General features: G+C 34.4%; 19 protein-coding genes. All 19 read right to left on the bottom strand.

Annotated features, from left to right (window positions below):
- Positions 1-107: 107 nt before the first annotated feature.
- The 19 genes from AL499_RS02520 to sucC all read right to left on the bottom strand — a co-directional run bounded on the left by AL499_RS02520 (position 108) and on the right by sucC (position 24,336).
- A complete protein-coding gene (locus AL499_RS02520; protein WP_002459281.1) occupies positions 108-1,808 on the bottom strand; it encodes a proline--tRNA ligase in 1,701 nt (566 codons plus the stop codon).
- A gap of 18 nt (positions 1,809-1,826) precedes the next feature.
- A complete protein-coding gene (gene rseP / locus AL499_RS02525; RefSeq protein ID WP_002491842.1) occupies positions 1,827-3,113 on the bottom strand; it encodes an RIP metalloprotease RseP in 1,287 nt (428 codons plus the stop codon).
- Between the two features lie 508 nt (positions 3,114-3,621).
- Entirely contained in the window at positions 3,622-6,303 is a 2,682-nt protein-coding gene (gene fbl / locus AL499_RS02530; RefSeq protein WP_062248846.1) for an MSCRAMM family fibrinogen-binding adhesin Fbl, read from the bottom strand.
- A gap of 210 nt (positions 6,304-6,513) precedes the next feature.
- Positions 6,514-7,296 (bottom strand): phosphatidate cytidylyltransferase, encoded by a 783-nt coding sequence (locus AL499_RS02535; RefSeq protein WP_002478280.1) that lies wholly within the window; start codon positions 7,294-7,296, stop codon positions 6,514-6,516.
- Between the two features lie 13 nt (positions 7,297-7,309).
- The gene (locus tag AL499_RS02540; RefSeq protein WP_002478281.1) at positions 7,310-8,071 is read right to left on the bottom strand and encodes an undecaprenyl pyrophosphate synthase; all 762 of its coding nucleotides are present in this window, start codon (positions 8,069-8,071) and stop codon (positions 7,310-7,312) included.
- Between the two features lie 261 nt (positions 8,072-8,332).
- Positions 8,333-8,887, bottom strand: coding sequence for a ribosome recycling factor (gene frr, locus AL499_RS02545; RefSeq protein ID WP_002491836.1), 555 nt, complete (start codon positions 8,885-8,887; stop codon positions 8,333-8,335).
- An 84-nt stretch (positions 8,888-8,971) separates the two neighbouring features.
- Positions 8,972-9,694 (bottom strand): UMP kinase, encoded by a 723-nt coding sequence (gene pyrH, locus AL499_RS02550; protein WP_002459287.1) that lies wholly within the window; start codon positions 9,692-9,694, stop codon positions 8,972-8,974.
- 136 nt (positions 9,695-9,830) lie between these two features.
- The gene (gene tsf / locus AL499_RS02555) at positions 9,831-10,709 is read right to left on the bottom strand and encodes a translation elongation factor Ts (protein ID WP_002459288.1); all 879 of its coding nucleotides are present in this window, start codon (positions 10,707-10,709) and stop codon (positions 9,831-9,833) included.
- 183 nt (positions 10,710-10,892) lie between these two features.
- Complete coding sequence (gene rpsB / locus AL499_RS02560; RefSeq protein ID WP_002459289.1) at positions 10,893-11,681, bottom strand: 30S ribosomal protein S2; 789 nt, start codon at positions 11,679-11,681, stop codon at positions 10,893-10,895.
- Between the two features lie 218 nt (positions 11,682-11,899).
- The gene (gene codY, locus AL499_RS02565; RefSeq protein ID WP_002459290.1) at positions 11,900-12,673 is read right to left on the bottom strand and encodes a GTP-sensing pleiotropic transcriptional regulator CodY; all 774 of its coding nucleotides are present in this window, start codon (positions 12,671-12,673) and stop codon (positions 11,900-11,902) included.
- A 21-nt stretch (positions 12,674-12,694) separates the two neighbouring features.
- Positions 12,695-14,098, bottom strand: coding sequence for an ATP-dependent protease ATPase subunit HslU (hslU, locus tag AL499_RS02570; RefSeq protein ID WP_002478282.1), 1,404 nt, complete (start codon positions 14,096-14,098; stop codon positions 12,695-12,697).
- A 46-nt stretch (positions 14,099-14,144) separates the two neighbouring features.
- Positions 14,145-14,687, bottom strand: coding sequence for an ATP-dependent protease subunit HslV (gene hslV, locus AL499_RS02575; RefSeq protein ID WP_002459292.1), 543 nt, complete (start codon positions 14,685-14,687; stop codon positions 14,145-14,147).
- Positions 14,688-15,581, bottom strand: a complete 894-nt coding sequence (gene xerC, locus AL499_RS02580; protein WP_002491833.1) for a tyrosine recombinase XerC — start codon at positions 15,579-15,581, stop codon at positions 14,688-14,690.
- 131 nt (positions 15,582-15,712) lie between these two features.
- Entirely contained in the window at positions 15,713-17,020 is a 1,308-nt protein-coding gene (trmFO, locus tag AL499_RS02585; protein ID WP_002459294.1) for an FADH(2)-oxidizing methylenetetrahydrofolate--tRNA-(uracil(54)-C(5))-methyltransferase TrmFO, read from the bottom strand.
- 51 nt (positions 17,021-17,071) lie between these two features.
- Positions 17,072-19,147, bottom strand: coding sequence for a type I DNA topoisomerase (topA, locus tag AL499_RS02590; protein WP_172412355.1), 2,076 nt, complete (start codon positions 19,145-19,147; stop codon positions 17,072-17,074).
- A 165-nt stretch (positions 19,148-19,312) separates the two neighbouring features.
- Positions 19,313-20,209: a DNA-processing protein DprA gene (gene dprA / locus AL499_RS02595; RefSeq protein WP_051002514.1), complete on the bottom strand. Its 897-nt coding sequence runs from the start codon at positions 20,207-20,209 to the stop codon at positions 19,313-19,315.
- Positions 20,210-20,843: 634 nt separating this feature from the next.
- On the bottom strand, positions 20,844-22,079 hold the full coding sequence (locus AL499_RS02600) for an aminoacyltransferase (RefSeq protein WP_037540675.1): 1,236 nt from the start codon (positions 22,077-22,079) through the stop codon (positions 20,844-20,846).
- Between the two features lie 160 nt (positions 22,080-22,239).
- Complete coding sequence (gene sucD, locus AL499_RS02605; protein WP_002478289.1) at positions 22,240-23,148, bottom strand: succinate--CoA ligase subunit alpha; 909 nt, start codon at positions 23,146-23,148, stop codon at positions 22,240-22,242.
- Between the two features lie 21 nt (positions 23,149-23,169).
- Positions 23,170-24,336, bottom strand: coding sequence for an ADP-forming succinate--CoA ligase subunit beta (gene sucC / locus AL499_RS02610; protein WP_002493081.1), 1,167 nt, complete (start codon positions 24,334-24,336; stop codon positions 23,170-23,172).
- Between the last annotated feature and the right edge of the window lie 24 nt (positions 24,337-24,360).

Consider the following 24,360-nt stretch of genomic DNA (forward strand, 5'->3'; position numbering starts at 1 on the left):
TGCAAAATAACTTTTTGTCACACAACCAGGTACTTTGTTCAATCAAAAGCGGTGAAAACCTATGAGTGGGAATTTTCACCGCTTTATGTCATTTATACTTTTAAACTTTATAATTCGTTATAAATAGCTTTAATGTATTGTTCAAGTTGTTCAACATGTACATCTTCACTTGTGCCTGTACGTCGAACTTTGACTTCAACGATGCCTTCAGCTGCTTGTTTACCTACAACAATACGAATAGGTAACCCAATTAAATCTGCATCATTAAATTTCACACCGGCTCGTTCTTTTCTATCATCATATAATACGTCGAACATACCGTTAAGTTGCTCATACAAATTATCTGCTAATGATTGTTGTTCTTCTTTTTTAGGATTTACAGTAATAAGATGCAAATCAAATGGTGTTACGGTTTTAGGCCAAATAATACCGTTATCATCATTATTTTGCTCAACAATAGCACTTAATGTACGAGAAACACCGATGCCATAGCATCCCATAATTAATGGTTGTGCTTTTCCTTGATTATCTAAGAACGTCGCATTCATCGCTTCAGAATATTTAGTGCCAAGTTTAAAGACTTGTCCAACCTCAATACCTTCTGCAAATTGAGCTTTACCAGATCCATCGCTCAACATTTCACCTTCAAGAATAAAACGAAAATCACCAAAATCATCTACAGTAAAATCTCTGCCTATATTTGCGTTCATGTAATGATAACCATCTTCATTAGCACCTATGACTAAATTCGTTAAATCTTGCACATAATTATCAGCAATTATTTTGATATCTTTATCAAAAATTGGACCTAGTGAACCCGGATGCGCACCTACTAAATTGACAATTTCATCTTCTGTTGCCATCTCAATAGCATCTGTGCCAAAATATGATTTTAATTTAACGTCATTAAGTTCATGATGACCTCTGATAAGAATCATGACAAATTCACCGTCTATTTTAAAAATCATTGATTTAACAATGGCGTTTAATGGTAACTGTAGGAAGTCTGCTAACTCTTGTGCAGTTTTAACATTTGGTGTTTCAATTTTAGTTAAGTCTGCTGACGATTCTTCTTGACGTTGTGGCTGATATACAACTTCTGCTTTTTCAATATTAGCTGCATAATCACTTTCATTACTATAAACAATCGTATCTTCGCCAATTTTACTTAGTGCCATAAATTCGTGGGTATGATTGCCACCAATAGCACCAGAATCGGCAAGTACAGGGCGCACGTTAATACCTACACGTTTAAAAATTCTTCCATATGCTTGATACATGTCTTGATATGTTGCATCTAATGATGCTTCATCAGCGTGAAAAGAATAGGCATCTTTCATTATAAACTCACGTCCACGTAATAAGCCGAAACGTGGTCGTTTTTCATCACGGAATTTTGACTGAATTTGAAATAGCGTAAGTGGTAGACGCTTGTATGATTTTAATTCATCTCGAACTAAAGAAGTAACTACCTCTTCATGTGTAGGCCCTAATGCAAACTCTCTCCCATTTCTATCTTTTAAGCGCATTAATTCTGGACCGTATGCACTCCAACGACCTGATTCTTCCCAAAGTTCAGCTTGTTGTAATACTGGCATTAAAATTTCAACCGCATCAATGCGTTCCATTTCTTCGCGAATGATTTTAGAAATATTATTAAGGACACGTGTTGCTAATGGTAAGTAACTATAAATACCACTTGTACTTTGTTTGATTAGTCCCGCTTTAAGGAGTAATTGATGACTCAAAGCTTCAGCTTCAGCAGGCACTTCTCTCATAGTTGGTATAAATACTTTTGATTGTCTCATGACTTTCTCCTCCTATAATTATAAGAAATAGCGTTGAATATCATTCCATGTTACTGCTATCATAACAAGCAAGACAAAAATAGCCCCTGCTACAATAATCATTGTTTCTGCTTTTTTATTAATTGGTTTTCTAAAGATAGCTTCATAAATAACGAATAAAATACGACCACCGTCAAGGGCAGGTATTGGTAATAAATTCATTATACCTAGGTTAACACTTAATAGCGCTGTATAACTTATTAGATTATAAATTCCAGATTTTACTACCGTATCTACATTATGATAAATACCCACAGGTCCATTTAACATATTAAACGTAAAGTCTCCTGTAAAAATACTAGCTAATAATGTACCCACAGCCTGGAAAATTAGCTTTCCTTTATCGAAGAATTCTGTTACACCAAATTTTAACGATGGTAGTAAAGAATGGTCATATGTTGGTGCAATACCCAATAAAAATGTAGATTGTGTTTTAGTTTTAGTAGTTTTTTGTTTAAATTCTTTAGGTTTAATTTCGATATTCTTTGTTTTATTATCGCGTTCAATTTTTACTATTGTGCTTTTAGCTTTCGTGCCATCTAAGGTTTTCTGAATGTCTTTAAAATTTTTGATGTCTTGCCCGCCGATTTGAAGAATTTTATCTCCCTTATGAATACCAGCTTGTTGGGCAGGATATTTGTCAATTGTTTTGTCTACTATAGTAGTCGGTGCACCACTATACATAGCTAATCCAAGAAAAAGAACTAACGCTAAAATAAAATTAAACAATGGCCCAGCAAAAAGTGTTAAAAACTTTTGTAACGGTTTTTTATGTGCAAATTGGCGATTTCTAGGGGCAATTTGAATTAAACTACCATGTTCAACAAAGAACGCTTTCTGCGCAATATTGAAGTGATGACGTTGTTCATCATACGCTGTAATACCCTCTATAAATAACTCATTTTTAAAATCACATTTTTTAACTTCGATAGCTTCAATTTGTTGAAATTTGTGCTGATCGTCTAAAATAATGTGTGTAATTTCATCTTGCTCATTGAGTTTAATTTTAACATTCATACCAGGTTGTACTGGCAGTTCTTCAAGCCCATCACCTGCCATACGGACATAGCCACCAACTGGTAATAAACGGATCGTGTATAACGTTTCATTCTTTCTAAAGCTAAAGATTTTTGGTCCCATCCCAATTGCAAATTCTGGACACATAATTCCTGCACGCTTTGCAAAAAACATATGCCCATATTCATGCACTGTCACTAGCACTCCAAATACGATAGCAAATGATACAACTGTAATTAATATGCTCAATAACTACACCTCTATAATTTATTTGATTTCATGCTGAAAATCATTACTTATTCAAAAATACTATATAAAACGTACATATAATGTCAATTCATTTTATAAACCTTCATAATACTTATTACTCATGGTTTAGCTATCTTAGCATTATTTTATAAGAACACGTTTTAAATTTAAATATATATAAGAAAAATGCTAACTTTGATACTATATCCGTTTTAATGATTTTTATTTACATCACAGTATTCATTTTAATAATCTCTTGTCTATCATATTGATAAACAACTTCTTAAGTATATCATTTTATATAACTTAGTTCCTACTATCAAACAAATAATTTTACTTAATAATTGTTAAATATATAGCTGCAAATAAGTTAACGGGAGCTGGAAAAGTTATTTTAACTTTCATTTCCACTCCCGTATAGTAACTTAGTTTATAAGATTCATATTCGTAATGCTTAAATTCATATTAGTATTACATATTTAATAGAACATTTCCATCTTACTATCTTTTATTTATCTTCTTTTTTTGAACGGCGACGATTTAAGAATAATAATCCACCTAAAAATAGAAGTATGCTTGATATAAAGCCAATTTGTTCTGACTGTTCTCCTGTTTTTGGCAAGGATTTATCTGCGTTTTTCTGTGTAGTGTTATTTGAGTCATGATGTTGATGTTGAGCTTTCATTGTTGATATACCACGTTGATTAGAATTATTATCAACTTCAACACTTACATTATCATTTTCTGAATCACTATCTGAGTCTGCGTCGCTATCGGAGTCCGCATCGCTGTCGGAATCTGCGTCACTATCTGAGTCTGCATCGCTGTCGGAATCTGCATCGCTGTCGGAATCTGCATCACTATCTGAGTCCGCATCGCTGTCGGAGTCTGCATCGCTATCTGAGTCTGCGTCGCTGTCGGAATCTGCATCGCTGTCGGAATCTGCATCACTATCTGAGTCCGCATCGCTGTCGGAGTCTGCGTCGCTATCTGAGTCTGCGTCGCTGTCGGAATCTGCATCGCTGTCGGAATCTGCATCACTATCTGAGTCCGCATCGCTGTCGGAGTCTGCGTCGCTATCTGAGTCTGCGTCGCTGTCGGAATCTGCATCGCTGTCGGAATCTGCGTCACTATCTGAGTCTGCATCACTATCGGAGTCTGCGTCGCTGTCAGAATCCGCGTCACTGTCGGAGTCTGCATCACTATCGGAGTCCGCATCGCTGTCGGAGTCTGCATCACTATCGGAATCTGCGTCGCTGTCGGAATCCGCATCACTATCGGAATCTGCATCGCTGTCGGAGTCCGCATCACTATCGGAATCTGCATCACTATCGGAATCTGCGTCGCTGTCGGAGTCCGCATCGCTGTCGGAATCTGCGTCACTATCTGAGTCCGCATCACTGTCGGAGTCCGCATCACTATCGGAATCTGCATCGCTGTCGGAATCTGCGTCGCTATCTGAGTCTGCATCGCTGTCGGAATCTGCATCACTATCGGAGTCCGCATCACTATCGGAGTCCGCATCGCTGTCGGAGTCTGCGTCGCTATCTGAGTCTGCGTCGCTATCGGAATCTGCATCACTATCGGAATCCCCCGGTTGATCCGGTATTACAGGTTTATCTATACCGTCACCATTACCACTTCCTGCATGATATTCTACTTCATTATCCCATGCCATAGAAACTCTAGTGAAATTAGAATCGTAACCATATAATGTAGAACGTAAATACAAATTGCCATTACTATTCGGATCAACATGACCATTAATAACAACTACGTATGGAGAATTAATTTGATCATCTTCAGTATTAAAGTTGATTTGATATATTCCTTTTTCAGGGAAAGTAATTTTGACGTCACTTGTAACATCTTCATAATTTGATGGATCAACATAATAGCTGTCTGTTAGATGCGCTTTTTCTTTAACTTTATAAACTTTTATTGATGTATTCTGCTCATCTATAATTACATTACTATTGGTACCCGGTATTGAACCGCCTCTTAAATAAGGATCCACTACAGTATCACTACTAGGATTTACATATACGGTTTGTCTATATGTGTTATTCACCTTATCAATTTGATCAATAGTTCCTTTGATTGACAAGTTACGAAACTCTCCATACTTTTCATAATCAACTGTCACAGTTTTCTTTGCAGTTGTTTGGCCAATAGATGTCTCTAAATTCACTTTACCCGTATGTGTTACATTTTTAGGATCAATATACCCAGGAATTGATATCTGTCCTGTAATATTATTTTTATTTGTTACATAATCTGTAAACGTATAAATTAAATTTCCTTCTTCATCGATTGTCCCAGTAGCTAATATTTGGTCACCTGCCATAATATTAGGTGCTTTAGCAGTAGCTGTTACACCATTTAAGTTTAATGCTTGAGGAATAGTAATTTTAATACTATCTCCTGCTTGAACATCATCTGGGGCTTGGAAACGATAATTTAAATTTACATATTCTGCTTTATGTGGGTAAATCGTATCTGCCGCTTCAATTGTCGCTGTTACATTTGAGAGTTTATTCGATATGTCTGAAGTCTGAGTAACGTTATTATCTGTATTTGTTGCTTCAACTTTTGCTAATCTTCTTACTTGATGATTATTGTTGTATGTTACTGTGGATGTATTTAGGTGACTGTTACGTGGTTGATTTGAAGACTGATTGTCATTGGTTGCTACTTGGGATAATACGTTGTTATTACCATCTTGCTTATAATTTGTTTTGGTTTGTGTTGTTGCATCATTGTTTTCCTGAGTTGTTTGATTGCTAGTAGTTGTATCTTGTTTCGTTGCAGGTGATACATCGGTGGATGTATTTAAAGTAGAGTTATTGTCTAGTGCTTCAGTGGCTTTATTGACTGTACGATGGCTGTCGCTTATTTCATTTATTGCTTGTGCCTCGCTATTTACATTGTCAGACTGAGTTATTTGTTTGTTCTGCGTTGTTGCTTCCTGATTTGATATTTCATTATTATAATTATTATCATCTTGAGTGTCACCAGTAGCATCATTATTATGCTGTATTTGTTGTTTTGACAAATTACGCTCCACTTCTTCAGCTTCAGCTTCTTTAGTCATTAACATTGTCAGACCAATAATACTACCTACCAGTATGGATGATACGCCAAATTTATGCTTCCGAATTGAAAACTTTTCTTTCTTTGTTAGTTTCATTTAATCTCTCCTTTGATTGATATGATTATGCCCCTAATTTAAACGTGTACTAATAATTGTATTATTTATAGAATAAGACTTTAATTAACGTTTATGCAATAAGTTAGCATTATACAGGTAAATTTCAATAAAATCAATTATTAAGTTTTTGAATATACACAAAAAATGACTCATTTTACACTATCACATAAAATGAGCCATTTCCAAAATTTAAATTTGAATAAGCAAAATATTTAATAAAGGTAAGACAAACATAAAACTATCGAAACGATCTAAAATACCACCATGTCCTGGTAAAATTCTTCCTGAATCCTTTACACCAAAGTGTCTTTTAAAACCAGACTCAACTAAATCTCCAAGTTGACCAAACATACTTAATATAATGGTGATGAGCAAAATGAGCCAAATATTCATGTTAAAATCCACAAAGAATATCATAACTAACGGCACGATTAAACTGCTAAATAATCCTCCAATAAAACCTTCAATTGTTTTATTTGGACTGATAACCGGCCATAATTTATGCTTCCCTAATAATTTCCCAAAAATATATGCACCTGTATCTGTAAGCCAAACAACTAAGAATGCATAGAGTATGAAATGTAAACCTTCTGAACGCGTTTCATAAAAATACATGAAACCAATGCCTACATAGGCAACTGACATTAAACAAAATGCTGCATCCATAAAACTAAATCGATTCTTTGATAAAACAGTATAGCTTAATAAGATAAAACTCATTGCAATTAAACTTCTAAGTTGAATCATTTGAACCCATGCTCCCGCATCTTGCGGTAACATGATAATTATTAAAGCAATAGCACTAAAAATGCCTGGAATAGATAAAAACTTTATCATATTCATATTGAGCAATTCTTTCAGCGCAATCAACGCTAATAAGAATGCAAATAACATGAGAATAAATCCACCCTTTAATAAAATGGGCAGAAATATAAGTAATGCAATAATTGCCGTCAGTGTTCTAACTTTCATAAAAGACTCCTTACTATAATCCTCCAAACCGTCGTTGGCGAGATTGATATATTTTTATGCACGATTTCAATTCTTGCTCATCAAAATCCGGCCATAACTTTTCATTAAAAATAAATTCACTGTATGAAACCTGCCAAATTAAGAAATTACTGATCCGTTGTTCTCCAGAAGTTCGAATTAATAATTCAGGTTCTGGATATGATTTAGTCATTAAATGACTTGAAATCATATTTTCATTAATACTTTCTTCATCTAAACCTTGAGCTTGAAGTTCTTTATAAATTGCTTTCACACTATGTACAATTTCTGCTCTCCCACCATAGTTAATCGCAAAAATTAATCTTAATCCTGTATTATGTTCTGTTTTAATTTTGGCTTCATTAATAGCCTTTATCGTAGACTCTGGTAATCCTTCCATAAATCCAATCGTTTCTACTTTAACATTCTTTTCAATCAACTCTGGCAAGAATGTTTTTAAAAAATTAACAGGTAAACTCATAATATAGTTAACTTCACTTTCAGGTCTAGACCAATTTTCTGTTGAAAAAGCGTAAAGTGTTAAATACTTAATACCAAGGTTATTGGCTTCTCTTGTTATTTTTTTGATTGTTTGCATACCTTCATAGTGGCCTTTTATACGCGGCATCTTTCTCTTTTTAGCCCATCGACCATTCCCGTCCATGATAATTGCTACATGTTCAGGTATATTACGCATGTCTAAATCAATATCATCTGTTATCTCAATCTTATTTCTATTTATTAGCTTCTTGAACATGGTCTTTCCTCCGAGCCTGATCATCTCTGTAGTATTATAAATATCATTATATAAGAAATCATCTATCATTTTATCATACTCATTCATGGCATTGAATAAGCAAATAGAAAAACTGTACCAAAGTCTGATGCAATATTTCTCTAAAAAAGGTACATTTCTTGTTAAACCTCAAGTGAAATAACACATGCAGCTTGATACAGTTAAGACTCAGACTATTCGTGTTTATATCTAATTTTTGTAATAAATCTGTTGAAATTAGTTTTAAACAGACATAATATCTTTTTCTTTGTCTCCAACTAATTGATCAATTTCTTTGATTGAATCATCCGTTGCTTTTTGTACATCATCACTTTGAGTTCTTAAATCATCTTCAGTGATGTCGCCATTTTTTTCATCTTTTTTCAATTGATCATTAATATCACGACGAATGTTACGGATTGATACTTTTGCATCTTCTCCAACTTTTTTAACATCTTTAACTAATTCTTTACGACGTTCTTCAGTTAATGCAGGAACTGTGATACGAATCACTTCTCCATCACTTGTAGGGTTTACACCCAAATTCGCAGCGATAATTGCTCTTTCAATGTCTTTTACCGATGTTTTATCATACGGGGAAATCACTAATAAACGTGCTTCAGGAACATTAATGCTGGCTAATTGTTGTACAGGCGTAGGTGCACCATAATAATCAACTGTCACACCGTTTAAAAGATTAGAGTTTGCTCTACCTGCATTAATATTCGCAAGTTCACGAGATAAATTTTCAATTGATTTGTTCATTCTTGCTTTTGTATCTTTAATTATGTCAGCCATTTTTTTACACCTCAAAGTTTTCGACTATAATATTATATACTTCACTATATATACTATATGCCATTTATTAAAATTTCAATATGATTATTTTGTTATTAACGTACCAATTTTCTCGCCCATTACTGCGCGCTTAATATTGCCTTCTTCCATAATGGAGAATACATTTAATGGAATATTGTTGTCCATACAGAATGACGAAGCAGTAGAATCCATAACTTGTAATCCTTCTTGTAACATTTGAATATGTGTTAAATGTTCATATTTAACTGCATTAGGGTCAACTTTTGGATCAGCAGAATATACGCCATCCACGTTATTTTTGCCCATTAAAATAACATCTGCTTCAACTTCAGCAGCACGTAAAGCTGCGGTTGTATCAGTTGAGAAGTATGGATTGCCGATGCCAGCAGCAAAGATGACTACCCGCTTCTTCTCAAGGTGTCTAATTGCTCGACGTCTAATATAGGGTTCAGCTACTTGTTTCATCTCAATGGATGTTAATACTCGAGTATCACAATCAAGTTGTTCTAAACTATCTTGCAAGGCAAGTGCATTCATCACAGTTGCTAACATACCCATGTAATCTGCTGTACCGCGATCCATACCTAAGTCGCTACCTGTCTTACCTCTCCAAATATTTCCACCACCAACAATGACTGCAATTTCACAATCCATTTTGGCAACTTCAGCTACTTGCTCAGCAACACTTTTAATGATAATTGGATTAATGCCAAAGCCTTTTTCACCAGCTAGTGCTTCACCACTTAATTTTAATACGACACGTTTATATTTAGAAGTTTGAGTCATTTTTTTGTCCTCTCCATTAAAAAATATGTAACAGATACAAGTAAAGAAGACACGGTCGCGTCTTCTAAAATAAATATAATCATTTATATTTAGAAAACCTCAAAGGTGCCTTCTTCCTTGTAAACTTTATGACGGGTTATTTCATTTGTCCTTTAACTTCGTCAGCAAAGTTTTCTTCACGTTTTTCCATGCCTTCGCCTACTTCATAACGTACGAAGTCAACAAGTTTTCCACCTTTTGATTTTAAGAAAGCTTCAACTGTTTGATCTGGATCTTTAACGAAGTTTTGATCAACTGCACAAATTTCTTGAAGATATTTACGTAAACGACCTTCGACCATTTTTTCAACGATATTTGCTGGTTTACCTTCATTTAATGCTTGTTGTTTTAATACTTCTCTTTCATGATTGATTTCATCTTCACTAACTTGTTCAGAAGAAACATATTTAGGGTTAATAGCAGCAATGTGCATTGCCACATCTTTAGCTGCTTCTTCATCTGTAGAACCTTCAACTACTGATAATACACCAATGCGTCCACCCATGTGCAAGTATGCACCAAATGCATCGTTATCTGATTTTGATTTTACTGCGAAACGACGGATGCTTAGTTTTTCACCAATTGTTGAGATTGCTTCTTTCATTTTTTCATCAACAGATTGACCATTTGGTAATTTAGTTTCCATTAATGCATCTACTGACTCAGGTTTAGTATCAAGAATTTGATTAGCAATTTCTTTTACTAATTCTTGGAAACCTTCGTTACGTGCTACGAAGTCTGTTTCAGAGTTAATTTCAACGATAGCTGCTTCATTGCCTTTAACTTCAACATGTACTAAACCTTCTGCAGCGATACGGTCTGCTTTTTTAGCTGCTTTAGCAATGCCTTTTTCACGTAAGTAATCAATTGCTTTATCGATGTCACCATCAGTTTCAGTAAGCGCTTTTTTACAATCCATCATACCAGCGCCAGTTCTTTCGCGTAATTGTTTAACAAGTTTTGCTGAAATTGCCATTCATTATTCCTCCAATATTTTCATTGTAATAATCAATATACTTAAATATTACCATTATTAGTAGTGATATTTCCAATACTCTATTGTCATTTAAATATTTTTTCACTTTACTGCCGACTCAATCAATTTGATTTGAAAAAAAGGTGATAAGCATCACATCTTATCACCCATTTAAACTATTTCTTAGTTTGATTCAACAGAAGTGTTTTCTTCAGTTGTTTCTGCATCTTTAGCTTCTTCTTTTTCATCTAAATCGATGTTTTGCTCTGCAGCTACTTCTTCATTAGATACACCTTGTTGACCTTCTAAGACAGCATCAGCCATTTTACCAGTTAATAATTTAACGGCACGAATCGCATCATCGTTTGCTGGGATAACGTAATCAATTTCATCAGGATCACAGTTAGTGTCAACAATACCAACGATTGGAATATTTAATTTACGTGCTTCAGCAATCGCATTGCGCTCTTTACGAGGGTCAACAACGAATAATGCTTGAGGCATTGATTTCATATCACGGATACCGCCTAAGAATTTGATTAAACGGTCATATTCTTTTTTAAGTTCAACAACTTCTTTTTTAGGTAAAACGTCGAATAAACCATCTTCTTCCATCTTTTCGATTTCAGAGATACGTTTAATACGTTTAGAGATTGTTTTATAGTTTGTTAAGATTCCACCTAACCATCTTTGGTTAACGTAGAATTGTCCAGCACGTTCAGCTTCTGCTTTCACTGATTCTTGTGCTTGTTTTTTAGTACCTACAAATAAGACTTTACCGCCATCTTCAGATACTTGTTTAATGAAGTTATAAGCTTCTTCAACTTTCTTCACTGTTTTTTGTAAGTCAATGATATAAATACCATTTCTTTCAGTGAAGATATACTTTTTCATTTTTGGGTTCCAACGGCGTGTTTGGTGACCGAAGTGAACACCAGCTTCTAACAATTGTTTCATTGAAATAACTGCCATGTTTCATTTCCTCCTGTTTGGTTATTTACCTCCATAACAAACTAATATAAAGACAATCCTCGAATTGCACCCTTTATATATTCATTTATTATGTGTGTATTGGCTTTATAGCCGAAAATTAATATATCATAAATAGTACGTCAAAGCAATACTTGAGTACATATTTTGACATTTTAAATTTATCATATTGTGTATGACTTCCTTACTAATACGTTACTTTATTTATTTCGCTCTAATTCATCAAGAAATTTTTCTTTTTTAACTTTAATAAATGTGCCCTTCATTCCTAATGATCGAGATTCTATGACACCAGCACTTTCAAGTTTACGTAATGCATTGACAATAACTGAACGTGTGATACCTACTCTATCTGCTACTTTAGATGCGATTAATAATCCTTCATTTCCGCCTAATTCTTCAAAAATATGTTCAATAGCTTCTTTTTCAGAATAAGATAAAGAATTGATAGCCATATTAATTGCTGCTTTATCACGCGCTTCTTTTTCTACTTCATTGTGTTTCTCACGTAAAATTTCCATACCAATGACTGTTGCAGCATATTCTCCTAGAACCAAATCGTTTTCATTAAAGTCATCTTTAACTCGACCTAAAACAAGCGTCCCAAAACGTTCTCCCCCACCTAATATTGGGAAAACAGTTGTTCTGCTATTAATAAATGTTTCTCTATCTTCTGGTGGGAAAACAGTCAACACGTTGTCTATATCTATATTAGATTGTGTTTGTTTTACTTCCATAAGTTGCTCTGTATATTCTTCTGGGATATGTTTGCTTTCTAACATTTGATTAATGCGTTCGCTTTTTAATAACTCATTTAAACTTGAACCTAATATCTTACCTCTTCGTGATACTATAAATACATTAGTTACAGTCACGTTACTAATCGTTTGTGCAACATCTTTAAAATCAACTGCAATACCTTTATGTTTTTGTAATAATGTGTTTAACTCTCTCGTTTTCGATAATAAGCTCATAATTTTTCTCCTTTATATATATTATAAAATAAATGCACTTAAATCTTTGTTTGTTGAAATAGACTTCAATTTTTCATCCACGTATTGCGGTGTAATATCGACGACTGCATTAGGCATATTTGGTGCTTCAAATGATAAATCTTCAAGCATTTTTTCTAAAATTGTGTGTAAGCGACGTGCACCAATATTATCCGTATCTTGATTAACTTGATACGCAATTTCTGCCAATTTCGTAATTGCTCCATCTGTAAAGTTAACAGTTACTTCCTCAGTTTTCAATAATGCTTCATATTGTTTAACTAATGAAAGTTTAGGTTCAGTTAATATACGATAGAAATCATTAACCGTTAAACTTTCGAGTTCTACTCTAATTGGAAAGCGTCCTTGTAATTCTGGAATCAAATCGCTAGGTTTAGAGACATGAAACGCGCCAGCACCAATAAAGAGCATATGTTCAGTATTAACAGTACCATATTTAGTTTGAATCATGCTACCTTCAAGTATTGGTAAAATATCTCTTTGGACGCCTTGACGAGAAACATCTTGGCCACTACTTTGATTATTTGTAGCTACTTTATCAATTTCATCAATGAAGATAATCCCCATCTGTTCTGCAAGTTCTATTGCTTCTTGATTGGCTGTTTCTTGGTCGATAAGTTCATCGGCAAAATCATCGGCTAGAATATTTCTTGCTGTTTTTACTGGCACTTCTCGTTCAACCTTTTTCTTAGGCATCAACTGATTCATCATGTCCTGCATTTGTTGATTTTGATTTGTACCAAGCATTCCTAAGGCCCCAGGATCTTGCTCTACTTTAATGCGCACCTTTTCGTCTTCGAGTTTTCCTGCTAGCAATTGCTGTCTTATTTCAGAGCGTTTAGTTTTAATTTCTTCTGTTGGTGGTTCTTCCTCATCTTCTTGGTTATTTCCAAAATTTGGAATGGCACCACCAAAAAGATTTTCTAAAGGATTATTGCCTTGTGCTGCTTTCTTCTTCATACTTGGAACTAGCAATTTAACTAATTTATCATTTGCTTTGGCCACAGCTTCATCTTTAACCATTGCTTTCTTTTGATTTTTAACTAATCTAACTGCTACGTCTACTAAATCTCTGACCATGCTTTCAACATCGCGTCCCACGTAGCCAACTTCAGTAAATTTTGTTGCTTCTACTTTGATAAACGGAGCACCAACAATTTTAGCCATGCGCCGAGCAATTTCCGTTTTACCCACACCAGTTGGCCCAATCATTAAAATATTTTTAGGCGCGATTTCTTGTTTTGTTTCTTCATCTAATAAACTTCGTCTGTAGCGATTTCTTAAAGCAATGGCTACTTTTCTTTTAGCATCATCTTGACCGACGATGTATTCATTAAGTTGAGAAACAATATCTTTGGGTGTAAGTTTAATCCCATTTGTATCCATTTTGTTACCTCCATCAATTTAACTCAAATCATGTGTAGTATTATTTTTATAGTGTTTCAACAATGATATTATCATTAGTAAAGACGCAAATGTCAGATGCTACTTTAAGACTTTCATAAGCCATTTCTTTAGCAGACAAATGTGCTGCATGGCGTTTTAATGCGCGACCAGCACTTAATGCGTAATTGCCACCTGAACCAATCGCAATAATGTCATCATCAGGTGCAATAACTTCTCCTGTACCACTCACCACTAAAATGCCACTTTTATCCATAACAATCAACATTGCCTCTAATTGGCGTAGTTGTTTATCACCACGCCATTCTTGGGCAAGCTCAACAGCTGCACGTTCTAAATTACCGCTAAATTGTTGTAATTTAGTTTCGAATTTTTCAAATAAGGTAAAGGCATCCGCGACACTTCCAGCAAATCCTGCTAAAACTTTATCATCATATAACCGTCTAACTTTTCGTGCTGTTTGTTTCATGATGACTTGTTGCCCTAGCGTCACTTGGCCATCCCCAGCCATTGCTGCTTCACCATTATGTCTTACAGCATATATTGTTGTTGCATGTATTGATGTACTCATTTAATTACGCTCCTTTTTTGCTCTAGGATGAGCATTTAAATACACTTTTCGTAATTGATCTTTTGAAACATGTGTATATCGTCCTGTCGTCGATAAATTAACATGTCCTAATAAAGACTGAACTGTCCGTAAATCTGCGCCTTGATTAAGCAAATGCGTTGCAAAGGTATGGCGTAGTTTATGAGGGTGTATGTCTGTAACACCCGCCGTACGTTTTACAATATCATTTAACACATAGCGCACACCACGTTCAGTTATCGGTTGTCCATTCATATTTACTAATAAAAATGGATGGTCATTCTGTTTTACAGGACCAAATTCTAATAAGTATTGTTCTATGCTTTGCTTACAAAACTCTCCAAAAGGAAGAAAACGCTCTTTGCTCCCTTTTCCTAGCACTTTAACTCCTGGCAATGTTAAATCAATGTCCATTTTCTTAATATGGACAAGTTCTGAAACACGCATTCCAGTAGAATAAAGCAATTCTAATATTACTCGATCACGTAATCCCTTTTTAGCATCGTGTAATACCGTTTCAAAAAGTGCATCCATTTCTGCCTCATAAAAAAATTGTGGTAAGTACTGCTCTTTTTTAGGGTGTACTAACTGCACAAATGGATTAATAACAGTTTCGTCCTGTGTCATCCAATATTCATAGAACGAACGCAACGTCGAAATTTTGCGTGAAACTGTTGTTCTTTTCAAATTTTTATTATACAAGTAGCTCAAGTAATTTCTAGCATCTTTATATTCAAACGCTGATAAAGTCAACATCTCTTGTGCTAAAAATTCATTGAATTGCATCAAATCATCATGATAGGACTTAATCGTATGGTCGGAGAAATTTCTTTCTACTTTTAACATATATAAAAACGCTTTCTGAATCTCGTTCAACAAAAATACCCTCCATCATATGCATTGTAGCATATTACATGAAGGGGGCTAAAATAATTTGATATTTTATTCAAAATTTTTTGAGAATTTGTCAAAATTAGTTTACAATTTAAGACTTGTTTTTGTATAAATTATAATGTTTTTTTATACTTTTCAAGATATTCTAATGCACGGTTTGCAAGTGTTTCATACCGCTCTTTTTTATCTTTTATACGCTTTTCAAGCACCGGCAATAAGCCAAAATTAGCATTCATTGGTTGGAAGTTTTTGTCATTTTTCGCATGCGAAATATAATAAGCCATGCTACCAATCATCGTTTCTCTAGGGAAAATCACTTCACCTTTTGCAAGTAATTTATGTGCTAAATTGACGCCAGCAACAAGACCACTCGCCGCACTTTCAACATATCCTTCAACACCAGTCATTTGACCAGCAAATTGTATGTGTTCATTCCCAATAAGTTCATATTTTTCATTGAGTACATCCGGCGAATTAATAAAAGTATTTCTATGCATTACACCATATCTTACAATTTCAACATTTTCTAATCCTGGAATTAATTGAATAACCTCTTTTTGTGCGCCCCATTTCAAATGCGTTTGGAACCCTACAATATTGTAGAGCGTTCCTGCGGCATCATCTTGTCTGAGTTGCACAACTGCAAATGGGCGTTTCCCAGTCTTAGGATCTTCTAACCCAACCGGCTTCATTGGACCAAATAGTAATGTTTTACGCCCACGTTCTGCCATAACTTCAAATGGCATACATCCTTCAAAATATTTTTCTTTCTCAAATTCATTAACTGGCGCAACTTCTGCTGCTAATACCGCATCATAAAAACGGTTGAATTCTTCTTCAGTCATCGGACAATTTAAATAAGCAGCTTCACCTTTGTCATAACGTGATTTTAAGTATACTTTGTCCATATCAATTGAATCTTTTTCAATGATAGGTGCAGCAGCATCATAAAAATAAAGTTGATCTTTACCAGTTATATTAACGATTTCTTGCGCTAAACTTGAAGTTGTCAATGGTCCGGTGGCAATAATTGAATGCCCGTCAGGAATTTGTGTTATTTCTTCATTTAATACAGTTACATTGGGATGACTGCGTAATGCGTCGGTAACATAACCAGCAAAATCATGTCTATCTACTGCTAATGCACCCCCAGCAGGGACTTTAGCCTGATCCGCTGCTTTAATTATTAACGAATCAAGCCTTCTCATTTCTTCTTTTAACACGCCTACCGCATTTGTTAATGCATTTCCACGTAAAGAATTGGAACACACGAGTTCAGCAAATTTATCTGTATGATGCGCTGGTGTTTGTTTCACTGGTCTCATCTCTATTAAATTGACATTAATCCCGCGTTGGGCTAATTGATACGCAGCTTCAGAACCTGCAAGTCCAGCACCAATCACATTGACTGTTTGTGTCATTTCAATCCTCCTATTTTAGCCATACTTTATTTTAAGGCTTTATTGATAATACTATTTTTGAGCTTCTTCTTGATAATCACAATTAGAACAAACTACTTGACTACTGCGTCCTTTTTTCTTCTCTACTAAATAATGCTCACATTTTGGACAGTCTCTTCCAATTGGTTTATCCCATGAAATAAAATCACATTCTGGATAATTAGAACAACCATAAAATATGCGATTTTTCTTAGATTTTCTTTCAACAACATCGCCTTTTTTACAAGTTGGACATGTAACACCAATTGTTTTAACAATCGCTTTAGTGTTACGGCAATCTGGAAAATTAGAACATGCCATAAATTTGCCATAACGCCCCATTTTAATGACCATTGGAGACCCACATACTTCACAATCCTCGCCAGCAGGTTCATCTTTAATTTCTATTTTTTCCATTTCTTTTTCTGCTCTAGCGACATCTAGTTTAAAACTATTATAAAAGTCATCAATAACCTTGCGCCACTTCATATCGCCTTCCGCAATTTTGTCTAATAATGTTTCCATATTAACTGTAAATTCAACATCAATGATTTCAGGGAAGTATTCTTTCACTTGTTCATAGACAATTTCACCTAATTCTGTAGGCACAAAACGCTTACTATCTAATTTGACATAGTTACGTTTTTGGATTGTATCTATTGTTGGCGCATATGTTGAAGGTCGACCAATTTTTAATTCTTCTAACGTTTTGACTAATCTAGCTTCGGTATAACGTGGAGGTGGTTGAGTAAAGTGTTGTGCTGGCTCTATTTGAGTTGCAGTAACTTTATCTCCTTCTTTAAGATTTGGCAATTTATTTTCTTTATCATTTTCTTTATCGTCTTTTGCTTCTACGTATAATGTCATAAAGCCTTTAAATTTAATCGTTTGACCGTTCGCTCTAAATTTAATGTCATTTTGCGTTACATCTAAGGCAACGGTATCAAGTATCGCTGGGGCCATTTGGCTTGCAACAAAACGTTCCCAAATTAATTTGTACAAACGATGTTGATCTCTTGATAAATATGATTTCATTTCATTAGGCGTACGCATTGCACTTGTAGGACGAATTGCTTCATGGGCATCTTGGTCCCCCTGTTTACCTTTGGCTTGACGCTTAGATACATAATTGCTGCCATAATTCTCTGTAATATATGATTTAGCTTCATTTTTAGCAGCGTCTGATATTCTAGTAGAATCTGTACGCATATATGTGATTAAACCAACAGTACCTTGCCGTTTTAAATCTATACCTTCATATAATTGTTGTGCAATCATCATTGTTTTACGCGCTTTGAAATTTAATTTACGCGCTGCTTCTTGTTGCAATGTTGAAGTTGTAAAAGGTTGTGCTGGATTTCTAGTTTTTTCCTTTTTATTCACATTTGTTATTTCAAACTGGTCACCATCTAATTTAGCAGTTACTTTATTAACGTCATCTTTGTTTTGTAATTTAAATGGTTTATTTTTATAATGTAAAAATTTAGCCGTGAATTTGGATTTTTGATATCTAAATTCACCTTCAATTGTCCAATATTCTTCTGGTTTGAAATTGCGAATTTCATTTTCACGGTCTATGACTAATCTTAAAGCAACAGATTGTACACGCCCTGCTGACAATCCTTTTTTTACCTTTTTCCACAATACAGGTGAAATGTTATATCCTACAAGTCGATCTAAAATACGTCGTGCTTGTTGCGCATCAACTAAATCCATTTCAATATCTCGTGGATGTTTAAAGCTTTCTTTCACCGCATCTTTTGTAATTTCATTAAATACGACTCTATTTTCTTTTGAATCTTCAAGTTCTAATATGTTTGATAAATGCCAAGCAATCGCTTCACCTTCACGGTCGGGGTCACTAGCAAGAAAAACCTTTTTAGCTTTTTTCGCATATTTCTTTAATTCCTTTACTACCGGCCCTTTACCGCGTATCGTTATATATTTCGGTTCAAAGTTATCATCAACATCCACGCCCATTTGGCTACGTGGTAAGTCACGTACGTGTCCCATTGAAGCGATAACTTTATATTTTTTACCTAGATATTTTTCAATGGTTTTTGCTTTTGCAGGCGATTCAACAATGACTAAATTATCTGCCAAAGTGATTTCCCCCTCGCTGAACTAATTACTAAAGATAAATGATAAACGCTTAATTTTGTTTTTGTCAATCTTTTAATGTTCTATTTTTCATTTTATAACGATATTGTTAAAAAAATTGCATAAATTAAGATACTATATTTTTTCTATCTGCGCACACATTATTTAATAATTTCAAAAAACTTTATTAATATCATAATCCATTAAAATATCTTCAGCTCCTGTAACAATACACGCTCCTTCTCGTGCACGATATAAATTACCTTGTGTAAGTGGATTAAATAGATCTCCTGGAAGAACATAAACATTTCTATTTTGGTCAAGTGCATGTGCGATTGTAATCTGACTACCACTACGTTTTTCAGCTTCGGTAATCAGTACACCTTTAGAAATACCGCTTATTAAGCGATTTCGTTGTGGAAAATGATATTTCGTTACTGGTTCGAAAGGTAAATATTCACTGATTGATAAGTGATGAGCTTCAATTTTTTGACGTAAAATATATGTTTCTTTAGGATAATGTGTGAGATGTCCAAATCCAAGCACTGCGATTGTCGCATGATGGTGTTGTATAGCTAATTCGTGTGCCATGCTATCGGCTCCTTTGGCTAAACCTGAAACAATCGTGAAGCGACGATTAAATTGGCTAAATAAAAAGTCTAAAGCTTTGTAGGAATAACTTGTGGCTTTACGAGAACCGACAACGGCTAATGTAGTGTTTGAATTAAGGAGTGAAATATCACCACGATAAAATAGGATTGGTGGAAAATCATAAATTTCTTTTAATAAGGTAGAATAACATTGGCTATTGATAGTGATAAATTTGACAGAGGCATCGTATAATGATGTTAAAATATAATCTTCAGAAATCCGTTTGTATTGTGCAGCTATGTCTCCGAACCATTTTTTAATTTCTGTCTTCGATAATAAATTAAGTAAATCATCCTCTGAAAATGATAAAAAGTTAGGGTACGCATGTATAAGCCGTTGAAATTGAGGCGCTTGTATACCACTATAACGTAATTTTAATAAAACAATATCGTCCACTAGGCCACTTCCTTTTTTACTCATTATAACTTGCCAATGCAACAATCTATATCTCAATTGTTTAACAATTCTAGCTTTAATTTAATCTAATTGAAACAAGTAAAAATGCTTATTTCTATATCAGTTTCTTCTATTTAAATGACTGATTGTGATGCATCTACATAAAATAAACAGTCTAAAAATAAAAGTAACAGATTAAAATTGTGATGCCAAAACCTTTTCTTCAATATTATCTCCACAATATAGTTAATATGATATGAAACATCATTTGAAAGTATTAAAATTGAAGTTTCTATTGGCAGCCTATATTGACTCTTATTCATAAAACACCTCATTCATTTAGTTTATAAATGAGACAAAAAGGCCTTATTTAAAGGGTCCCCAACAAAGAGGCTTTCAAAAAGAAATTCGACAAACAAAGCAAGTTGGGGTGGGGCCCCAACAAAGAGAATTTCGAAATGAAATTCGACAAACAAAGCAAGTTGGGGTGCGGCTATCTTCTATACAAGTCGATAATTCAAAGTCTTGTAAATAAAGAAGAACCTAAAACTTAATGATTGTGTTTTAGGCTCTTAACTAAATATTGGCAGTAGTTGACCGGATTGAAAATGCGCTTATAATAAGCTTATTTTAATTCTAGTCCATTTTATAAATTGTCCTATTTTCTTGAATAGAATTTATATAACCATGGTCGCAAAGGCTTAATGAAATCGCCAATATATTCCTCTACAAACGCATTAAAGCCTTTTTTAAATTGTTGCACACCATAATCCTCCGCCTGTGAACTAAAATCACCTGTTATACCATAAAAATTATAACGATGAATATGATGAGACTTGGCAAAACAAATCATATCCCATTGTAAACGATATGCCCCCATATATTGGATATATTTAGGATTTGAACCACTTGATAAATAATACATCTCATGATTGTTATAGACATATAATGCAGCTGCTAAATCAAGAATATTACCATCTTCCTGTTGTAAATCTTGAGTTTTAGCAATATTTTTATCGATACTCGCTAATTGTTGTGTTAACTGTTGATATTTTGTTTTACTTTTCTTAGAATTTGGATTAATTTCTAAAGTTTCTTTTACATCGTTTAATAATACTATTAATTTTTGTCGTTGTTTTTCAAGCCGCGTCAAATAATCAGCTAAATTGATATACGCTAATTTAATATATCCATTGTCATGATAAATCTTTTGCATTTCTTCAAAGTATGACTCTTCTCTGAAATTAAAGCCATGTTTTTCTTCAGCCATTTTAAACAATCGATAAAATCTATCCGTCTCTTCTATAGGTAAGGTAATGACTTCAACACCCATTTCAAAGGTTTTGTTAATATTACATCTTGTTTGATACGACATTTCTTTTAACAATTGATCTTCAGATTTTTGTTGTAAATTAAGTACTGAATGCCATCTAATTTGGCTCATATCGGAGTATCCAACGCTAAAACCTTGATGTTCATATCCTAAACGATGCATCGTATCAATCAACTTTTCATTGTTATACGTATGAATAATTTCCCCCTCTGCATTACGAATATTTTCTAAAATATAAGGGTCAATAAGAACAAATAAACCACGCTGTTTCTTTAGGTAGCGCGTAAGATGCTTAAAGAAAAATTTAACAAGCGATAAGTCATTATAATCCATCACAGGTCCACGATGACTATAAAAATATTTAAATATTTTGAGTACCCGTGCTTCTGTTAATAGACATGCTGCTATAACTTCCCCATAAATATTTTTCACACCAACGAGATGAACGCCTTTATGCTGCTGCTTACGATATTCATATAGTTGTATTGATTGAGTATAATGTGAGAAGTGTTTTGATACATAGGTATTAAACTCCTCACAAGTCAAAGTTGTAAAATTCATGCTGCACCTTCTTAATTATCATTATATATATATATATATATTACTATATATTCAAAAATTAATACATATACATATTTAATTAAAAAATGCCCAACAAAAAAACAGATAGATGGCTTATTAGTCATCTATCTGCTAATCAAATATTATCTTTATTAGACAGTTATTTATCTATTGTTAATAATTGTTCATAAATGCCTGCTTCTTTAGCAGCTGCAATTAATGTTGTACCAATTTCAGATGGTGTATCAGCTGTTTTCACGCCACAGCTATTTAATGTTTTAATTTTTTCAGCTGCAGTTCCTTTTCCTCCTGAAATAATTGCACCAGCATGTCCCATACGTTTTCCTGGAGGGGCCGTTTGACCACCAACAAAACCAACAACTGGTTTAGTCATATTTGCTTTAATCCATTCTGCTGCTTCTTCTTCCGCAGTACCACCGATTTCACCAATCATAACAACCGCTTTAGTTTCTTCGTCATCATTAAATGCCTTAAGTACATCGATAAAGTTTGTTCCATTAACTGGGTCACCACCAATGCCTACAGCAGTTGTTTGACCAATACCTTCTTCAGTTAATTGATGAACTGCTTCGTAAGTTAATGTCCCAGACCGTGATACGACACCAACATGACCTTTTTTATGAATATAGCCTGGCATAATACCAATTTTACATTCATCAGCAGTAATAACGCCTGGACAGTTTGGTCCAACTAGACGCGTTTTTCTGCCTTCTAAATATCGTTTCACTTTGACCATATCCACTACAGGAATATGTTCCGTGATACAGATTACCATATCTAAATCGGCATCTGCTGCTTCTAAAATAGAGTCTGCTGCAAATGGAGCTGGTACGTATACTACAGATACGTTAGCACCTGTCTCTTGTTTAGCTTCAGCTACAGTGTTATATACTGGTACGCCTTCAACAACTTGTCCACCTTTACCCGGTGTTACCCCTGCGACAATTTGTGTACCATAATCAAGCATTTGTTTTGTATGGAAAAGGGCAGTAGACCCTGTAATACCTTGCACCATTACTTTAGTATTCTTATCTATAAATACACTCATCTTAGTGTTCCCATCCTTTCCTTACGCTTCTTTAACAAGCTTAACAATTTTTTGAGCACCTTCAGCCATAGTAGCTGCTGGCTCGATTGCTAAACCTGAATCATTTAAAATCTCTTTACCGCGTTTAACATTCGTACCTTCTAAGCGCACAACTAATGGTAAAGTTAATTCTACTTCTTTCACTGCTGCTACAATACCTTCTGCAATAACGTCACATTTCATAATTCCTCCGAAAATGTTTACAAAGATACCTTTAACATTGTCATCACCTAAGATGATTTTAAAAGCTTCAGTAACTTTTTCTTTCGTAGCACCGCCACCTACGTCTAGGAAGTTAGCTGGATTTCCACCAAAATGATTAATTGTATCCATTGTTGCCATTGCTAAACCAGCACCGTTAACCATACAACCGATATCTCCATCTAATGCGATGTATGATAAGTCATATTTAGATGCTTCGATTTCTTTTGGATCTTCTTCTTCTAAGTCACGCAATTCTTGAATATCTTTATGTCTGAATAATGCATTATCATCAAAGTTAATTTTAGCATCTAAAGCTAATACTTCACCGTCTCCAGTTGTTACCAATGGGTTAATTTCCACAATAGAACAATCTTTTTCTACAAATACGTTATATAAAGAAATTAAAAATTTTGCAGCTTTGTTGATAGATTCTTTAGGAATATTAATATTAAATGCAATTCGACGCGCTTGGTAAGGCGATAAACCTACCACTGGGTCAATCGTTTCTTTAAAGATTTTTTCTGGTGTTGTTGCAGCTACTTCTTCAATTTCAGTACCGCCCTCTTCAGAAGCCATTAAAGTGATACGATCGGTTGCACGGTCAATAACAAAACCGACATAATACTCTTTTTGAATATCGCAACCTTGTTCTATATATAAGCGTTTCACTTCTTTACCTTCTGGACCAGTTTGATGCGTTACCAATTGTTTACCTAATAATTCATTTGCGTATGTTTCAACTTCAGAAAGTGATTTAGCAATTTTAACACCACCTGCTTTACCTCTACCCCCAGCGTGGATCTGTGCTTTAACCACATATACATCTGAATTTAATTCTTTCGCTTTTTCCACCGCTTCTTTAGCAGTAAATGCGACACGTCCTTCTGGAACAGCTACGCCCATAGAACGAAATATTTCTTTACCTTGATACTCGTGGATATTCATCTTCCATCCTCCTGTTTCTTAGGT

The sequence above is a fragment of the Staphylococcus lugdunensis genome (assembly GCF_001558775.1).
GTDB classification, from domain to species: Bacteria; Bacillota; Bacilli; order Staphylococcales; family Staphylococcaceae; genus Staphylococcus; species Staphylococcus lugdunensis.